This window comes from Mycobacterium sp. E3298, from assembly GCF_001666895.1.
Lineage (GTDB): Bacteria > Actinomycetota > Actinomycetes > Mycobacteriales > Mycobacteriaceae > Mycobacterium.
Window position 1 is genome coordinate 1 of the sequence record NZ_LZJB01000488.1, and the last position, 6,555, is coordinate 6,555.

8 protein-coding genes are annotated in these 6,555 nt (G+C 64.6%); 4 read left to right on the top strand and 4 right to left on the bottom strand.

Annotated elements, in window-relative coordinates; genetic code table 11:
- On the top strand, positions 1-1,620 hold a 1,620-nt coding region (locus A9X05_RS22315), incomplete at its 5' end, for an MCE family protein (RefSeq protein ID WP_067784114.1).
- Between the two features lie 55 nt (positions 1,621-1,675).
- Here A9X05_RS22315 and A9X05_RS22320 read toward each other — a convergent pair.
- The 3 genes from A9X05_RS22320 to A9X05_RS22330 all read right to left on the bottom strand — a co-directional run bounded on the left by A9X05_RS22320 (position 1,676) and on the right by A9X05_RS22330 (position 3,770).
- The gene (locus tag A9X05_RS22320; RefSeq protein ID WP_067753308.1) at positions 1,676-2,197 is read right to left on the bottom strand and encodes a hypothetical protein; all 522 of its coding nucleotides are present in this window, start codon (positions 2,195-2,197) and stop codon (positions 1,676-1,678) included.
- A gap of 131 nt (positions 2,198-2,328) precedes the next feature.
- Positions 2,329-2,970, bottom strand: a complete 642-nt coding sequence (locus A9X05_RS22325) for a hypothetical protein (protein ID WP_067784116.1) — start codon at positions 2,968-2,970, stop codon at positions 2,329-2,331.
- Complete coding sequence (locus A9X05_RS22330; protein ID WP_082971042.1) at positions 2,967-3,770, bottom strand: hypothetical protein; 804 nt, start codon at positions 3,768-3,770, stop codon at positions 2,967-2,969. The genes A9X05_RS22325 and A9X05_RS22330 overlap by 4 nt, the downstream gene beginning before the upstream one ends.
- A 215-nt stretch (positions 3,771-3,985) precedes the next feature.
- Here A9X05_RS22330 and A9X05_RS22335 point away from each other — a divergent pair, with 215 nt between their 5' ends.
- On the top strand, positions 3,986-4,369 hold the full coding sequence (locus A9X05_RS22335) for a hypothetical protein (protein WP_197499169.1): 384 nt from the start codon (positions 3,986-3,988) through the stop codon (positions 4,367-4,369).
- Positions 4,370-4,374: 5 nt separating this feature from the next.
- Here the strand turns inward: A9X05_RS22335 and A9X05_RS22340 are convergent, their stop codons facing one another.
- A complete protein-coding gene (locus A9X05_RS22340; RefSeq protein WP_067753315.1) occupies positions 4,375-4,977 on the bottom strand; it encodes a TetR/AcrR family transcriptional regulator in 603 nt (200 codons plus the stop codon).
- A 94-nt stretch (positions 4,978-5,071) separates the two neighbouring features.
- Here A9X05_RS22340 and A9X05_RS22345 point away from each other — a divergent pair, with 94 nt between their 5' ends.
- Both A9X05_RS22345 and A9X05_RS22350 read left to right on the top strand, forming a co-directional pair.
- Positions 5,072-5,857, top strand: coding sequence for a hypothetical protein (locus tag A9X05_RS22345; protein WP_067753414.1), 786 nt, complete (start codon positions 5,072-5,074; stop codon positions 5,855-5,857).
- Positions 5,854-6,555 (top strand): hypothetical protein (locus A9X05_RS22350; protein ID WP_067784118.1); only part of this gene is annotated, 702 nt, incomplete at its 3' end. The genes A9X05_RS22345 and A9X05_RS22350, both read left to right, overlap by 4 nt.

The following is a 6,555-nucleotide window of genomic DNA, read 5'->3' on the forward strand; positions in this document are numbered from 1 at the left end:
CCGGCCACCGGCGGCCTCTATCGGTTCTCCAACGTGACCTATCGTGGAGTTCAGCTCGGCAAGGTCACCGCCGTGGGTTTGACACCGACCGGCGCCAAAGCGACGCTGTCGCTTAGCACTTCACCCAAGGTCCCCGCGGACTTGACCGCCGAGGTGCTCAGTGTCTCCGCGGTGGGTGAACAGTACGTGGACCTTCGGCCCAGAAACGACTCGCCGCCCTACCTGCACGACGGCTCGGTTATTGCCATGCGCGACACGACAATTCCGCAACCGGTCGCCCCAATGCTCGAGCAGGTCAATGCGTTGGTCCAGAGCATCCCGAAGACCAAACTCGGCCAATTACTCGACGAGTCGTTCCAGGGCTTCAACGGTTCCGGTTACGACCTGGGGTCACTGCTCGACTCCTCACAGACGTTGTCCCGCGACGCCAACGGCGTGGTCGATCGCACCCGGGCCCTCACCGAAGACACCGGGCCGCTGCTGGACACCCAGGCGCGCACCCTCGATTCGATAAGAACGTGGGCGCGCAGCTTCGCGGGCATTTCGGATACGCTGGTGACCAACGATTCTCACTTCCGCACCATCCTGCAAACGGGTCCGGAGACTGCGAACGAAGCCTCCCGGCTTTTCGAACAAATCAAACCGACGTTGCCGGTGTTGCTTGCCAACCTCACCACCATCGGCCAGATCGGCGTCACCTACCATCCCTCGCTCGAGCAGCTGCTCGTATTGCTTCCGTCGGGCGTCGCGATCGAGCAGGCCGCTGCGGGTGAGAACCACCCCGACGGTAGGGCTTACGGTGACTTCGCAGCCACGGTCGAGGATCCACCCATCTGCACGGTCGGCTTCATGCCGCCCAACACATGGCGATCCCCGGACGACCTCACCGACATGGACACACCGGACGGGTTGTATTGCAAACTCCCGCAGGATTCACCGATCGCGGTTCGCGGCGCCCGCAACTACCCCTGCATGGGTCACCCGGGTAAGCGGGCGCCGACCGTCGAAATCTGTAACAGCGACAAGCCGTTCATGCCGCTGGCGATGCGCCAGCACGCCCTCGGTCCCTATCCGCTGGATCCGAATCTACTAGCCCAGGGCGTCCCGCCCGATGACCGGATCACCACCAACGACAGGATTTTCGGCCCAGTCGAGGGAACGCCGCTGCCGCCTGGGGCGGTGCCGCGCGGCGCACCCGCGGGGCCCCGGGGTGAAAATCCCCCACCGGGCACGGTGGGAGCTGCTGTACCGCCCATGCCTTCGTCCGGACCCCCTGCGCTGGCGCCCATGTCGAGAATGTCGGCGGACCTTCCGCCCTTCGCGCCACTCGACGTCCCTGCGCCGGGAGAGCTTCCCGCACCGCCCGCTGCGCCGGCACCGCCGCCGGCCCCACCCGTTCCTTCCGATCCGGCACCTGCAGACACAGCTGGCGGCGGAGGACCCCAGGCTGCGCCAAGCTCGTTCGGAGCCAACGCATCCAAACCCGCGCCCTCGGTCGTGGTGGCAAAGTACGATCCGCGCACCGGTCGTTATGTCGGCCCGGATGGGAAGCTGTATCAGCAGTCGGACCTCGTTGCTCCGAAAGCGCCCAGGACGTGGAAGGACATGCTTCCCACCTGAATTCGCCCCGACATGAAGCGGTCGGCAGAGCTGGCCTGCGGCTACGACCGCCCGGTCAGGAGAGCTGGTCCAGGCGCAACGGCATCGTGATATCAAGCCAATTGTTCTGCCCGCAGGCGCCGCTTGGGCCGACGGTCTTGTCCTTGCCCGAGAAGACGCGCGACCCGAGTTGGAATCCACCATTGTCATTCACCGGGTAGAAAAAGAAGGCCTGCATCCCGGGGAACGCGGTACCGTCTTCGCACCGCTCCCAGTTCGGCACTTCGCGTTTCACCTTCCACATCTGGCCATCGTTCATATACATGGGCGCGCTCCAACCCTGGTCGCTCGTGACCGTGCCATGGCACTCCTGGGTGGTTTCGCACGTCGAGTTGATGGTCCATACTTGGTAGACCGTCGGTTCGCCGAAGTACTGGTCATTTCTCTGGGCCCAGTCGCCGATGGACGTGGCACGGTAAGTCCCATTGATCGCCACGTCTTCCTTGGTTATAGCCTTGGCCGTGGGCGCAGTGCTCAGACCGCCGAAGGCGGTGAGAGCCACCAGCGTTGCAGTGCTGAGTGTTTTGGCTGGACGCATCGGCTGCTCCTCGAACCGGGTAATCCGAGAGTGCCTGTGGCACCTTTTCGCCGTCGGTTGCGGCGCTCTTGAGCGATGACGTTACACCGCTTCGGGCCGCCGGTTAACGGTTAGGGCAAGATCAGCCGCGCTCATCCGGAGGGGTCGAATTTCGCGATCAGCCAGGAGCCGTTGACTTTCCACAGCGTGACCAGGACGCTGCTCTGCGTGTTCTCAGGATCCTTCTTTTGCTCGCTTTTCGTCGTCTGGTCGACGAAAACCAGCACGACGGCCGAATCGGGATGCAATTCCGAGATTGCGGCCCGAATCACCTTGGCAGAGGCCGTCAGCTGTCCCTTCTGCGCCGTCGGCGCGACGACATCGTCGCTGAATTTGCTGTAATACCTCAGAAGGTCACCGGTGAGATGTGACTTCGCGTTGGTGAAATCGCGGTTCAAATGGTCATAGGAATACGACAACACCGCCACGGCGCCATCTGACGCCGCCTGGATCGCCCGGTGCGCCGCCACATCGTCGACCTGCTGATCCGGCCGGTACACGATGAAGTACACGCCGCCAGCGACTCCCAGTGCGGCAATAACCAACGTTGTCGCGACGATCGAACGCCACCTCGCCGCATACCGGCGGCCCCGGCGCCCGATCTCCGCCAGCCGGTGCAAGCGCGCCGGTCCCACTCCAGCGCGCGCCAGTCCGTCCTCGCCGTCGGGCGAAGTATGGGCGCCGTCAATCGCCTTTCCGGTCCCGTCCGGCGGCGAGCCGGGTTCGACAGTCATCGCACGAATTCAACTTTCGACATCTTGAGCTGGCCGCCGTCGCGGTCCATATTGACGCTGAGCCGAAACAGGGCGGGCGGCGGTTTGGCGGTATCTGGCCCAATGGGATCGGTTTTCGCCGCCACAAGCACGACTCCGGAATTGTCGCTAAACGACTGGACGGCGACGGCTTCGATGGTGACCTTGGCGCCGACCTTAGTCTCCTCGGCCCTCTTGACCATCAGGGGCGACAGCACGGAGAGCTGGTCCTTCTGGTCGCCCGTGGAGGCATCGATGGCGCGCTGGACACTCTCCTTGGCGTGATCGGGGTCAATCGACATGAAGGCCGTAATCCCTTGCCGGGCGGCTGCACTGAACTCCGCGGCGAGTTGGCGATTATGCAACGCGGTGTGATGCTGCCACAGCATGTAGCCGCTCGCGGCGAGAGAAGTGGAGAAGAGAACGATGCCGATGCCGGCCGCTACAGTCTTCCGCCCTGGGCGCCGTAGCCACCGTGGCCGCCTGGGTCGTCGCGGCAAACGTAGCCGTTTCCGCGTGGACGTCGCGGATCGCTGCTCGACGTCGTGGGCGTCGTCCCCCGCGTCCTCGGTTTCGGCTGCCCCGCGCAGGCTCCCCAGGCGCGCCCGAGCCGCCGCGGCGCGCGCTTCAGCCTTGGCAACTTCGTCTTCTTCCGGATGCTCTCCGGATGCGGCCGCTACGTCGCCGCTCTCGGCCCCTGCGTTTGACTGCGGTTCGTCGGGATCGGTCATATCCCTCGGGTCACCACAATCGTCGGTGTCGGGTCCCACCGGATCGTGCACGGGGAGGAAGCTTATCACTCCGACCTGGGGTCAACGCCTTCACCGGACGGCTGGGTTGTGCCCCTGACATGCGGAACTGCTCCCCCCGGGAGGCGCGCGGAGCGGCGTTCGAGACGGCCTGGCGCCCACCCCCGTTCGCCCTGCGTCATCTTCTCCAAGCAGCAGAATTTTCTTTTCGGGTGTGGCAAAGTAATTGGGTGCGATTCATCGTGGCGATGGCAGCCGCGTTGGTCGGCGCCGGCCTGCTGGCGGCGCCGCCATCCTTCGCGGGGCCGACGGTCTGCGACTACCCCGCCTGCACCCCGGGGATCATGCCGCATCAGGTTCTAGGTGCGCCGTGTGACAACACCTCCTATTACGCCTTCGGCGTCGCCGACGGTTATGTCTCGTTCGCCTCGGAGCCCGGACGCTTGATGTTCTGCGGCTCGCCGAGGAGGTACCAGCCGCGTTGGTTCCGCTCACCTCCGATGGCGGGGGTCAAGGAGGAGAACGCAAACTGCCAGAACTACCTGAACTACGTCGCGCAGGCACCTGACGGTTTGTTCCTGATTTGTATTGCTCACGACGGCATAGCCAGTTGGGTCCGCGCTGACACGTAGCCGCGTCAGCCGCGGCCTTCCCGTGGCAGACCCAGCAGGCGTCGGCTCAAATCGGTGACCCGGTCGAGCAATGTGTCGTCGTCGATGTCGGCGACCAGCGGATGCATGACGGCGGTGCTGAGCGCGCCGGAGAACATGGCCGCTTCGATCCGTCCGTCCAGACCGGCATCGCTGAGCAGCACCCGGTACAGGCGGTCCATGAAGAGCTGAAACGGCTTGTGTTCGGCCAGCAATCGGACTACGACGGGATCGAATTGCAGCGTGCGCACCAGCCGGCGGTCACGGACGGCCATCTCAATCACGCGGACCAGCAAGGCATCTCGCGCTTGCGGGCCGTCGTCGTACGCTTCGGCCTCCTCGAGTGCCGGCTCGAGCCGGCCGAGCTCGCGCTCGGTCACGGCGATGACGATCTGCTCTTTGGTCCGGAACTGATGGTAGACAGCAGCTTTCGTGATGCCGACGGCGTCGGCGATCATCTGCAGCGACGTGCCGCTGACACCGTGCATAGCGAACAGATCCAGCGCGGCATCGAGTACCCGCGTCCGGGCCGGGCTGTGCTCGATCAGCCAGAATTGCTCGCCGGTGAGGTGTTGCCGCGCTGTTCCCACGCACCGAGACTAGACGATGCCCTTGACCGAAGCTAGCCGATCGGCTAGCTTCGCTGACGAGCCGTGTGTGTAGCCGATTTCGGGAGGGGTGCAGATGTCCGACGCCGACGGGGGCGATGCACCGGGCCGGGGGAGGACGCGGGCCGCGCAGCGGCGGACCGACGGTGAGCTGATCCTGCTGTGGACTCTGCCCGCGGCCCTGATCCTGTGGATCACCTCGTTCCTTCTCTTCCCGGGTTTCAACCCGCCGATGTCACCGTCGATGTCCGCGGAACAGGTCGCCGCGTTCTATCGCGATCCGGCCCACCTGCCGGAGATCCGGTACAGCATGATCGTGTTCAACTGGTTCGGCGTATGCCTGATCCCGATCCTGGCCCTGATCGTGCTGCAGATCCGCCGGATGGCGCACCGGACGCCGATCTTCTCCTACGCGATGCTGGGTTGTGCGGCCGGCGGCCCGACCCTCTTCCTCGTCGCCAACGTCTGCTGGTTACTGGCCGCCTTTCGTCCGGAACGCAGCCCCGGGCTGACCCAGCTGCTCAACGACTTCGGCTGGATCACCTTCACGATCCTGGTTCCTTTCCTGATCGGCCAGAGCGTGATCCTCGCCCTGGCAATCTATTTCGATGATCAGCCGCGCCCGGTCTTCGGTCGCTGGGTGGCTTACTTCAACCTTCTGGTGGCAGCCGCATTGGTCCCCGCCGCGTTCGTCGGCGTCTCGTTGACCGGGCCGCTGGCGTGGGACGGCTTCCTGTCGTTCTGGGTGAAAAACGCTGCGATCGCCGTCTGGATCGTCGTGATGGGCGTTGTCCTGGCGCGTGCCCTATATCGCGAGCGCGCCGAGAACCACGGGCCCGCAGGCGAATTGGTTGGCGCATGAGCGCGGTGATCACACCGCCGACTTCCCCGGCCCCACCCCCCGCGGGCTCGCTGCCCGAGCGAATCCGCTGGCACATCAGGCATAACCCCAAGCGAGAACTGTGGTTGGCGTGGGGGGCCCTGATGGTGTTCTACACCATCTTTTTCCCGATGTTCTTCATCGTGGCGCAGGTCCAGCCCCCGCCGGAGCCCACCTGGGATCTCGCCACGCAGGCGCACTGGTTCTCCGAGCGCCATCTTGGGATACCGGTCGGCTTCGGCATCATCTTCGCGATCAGCGGCATGATCGCGTTCAACAATGCGATCATCGCGTACTCGATGCGGCGCATGTCGGTCAGCCGCGCCTTCGCGTATTCATATCTGCTCATCTATTCGCTCAGCGCTGTTCCCGGCATGCTGCTGCTCAACATCGCGCTGATCGTCGGCACCCTGCGACCCGAGCGCGACCCCGAGGCGATCGGCTGGCTGTACGACTTCGCCTTCTTGTCCTTCGACGGCACCATGGGGGTGTTCCTGATCGGCTCGCTGATCTGGATGGTCGCCATCCTGCTCGACAAGAATCGGGTGTTCCCCAAGTGGTTCGGGTATTTGAACCTGTGCAACGCGCTGACCGAGGTGGTGGTGGCACCGTGCTGGATCTTCCGGCGCGGCGTGTTCGCGTGGGACGGCGAGATTGCCTGGTGGCTGGACATGGTCGTA

Bases quoted from the DNA above. Each gene is read 5' to 3' on its own strand.
- A9X05_RS22325 (WP_067784116.1), bottom strand. From the start codon at position 2,970: ATGACTGTCGAACCCGGCTCGCCGCCGGACGGGACCGGAAAGGCGATT.
- A9X05_RS22320 (WP_067753308.1), bottom strand. From the start codon at position 2,197: ATGCGTCCAGCCAAAACACTCAGCACTGCAACGCTGGTGGCTCTCACC.
- A9X05_RS22345 (WP_067753414.1), top strand. From the start codon at position 5,072: ATGTCCGACGCCGACGGGGGCGATGCACCGGGCCGGGGGAGGACGCGG.
- A9X05_RS22335 (WP_197499169.1), top strand. From the start codon at position 3,986: ATGGCAGCCGCGTTGGTCGGCGCCGGCCTGCTGGCGGCGCCGCCATCC.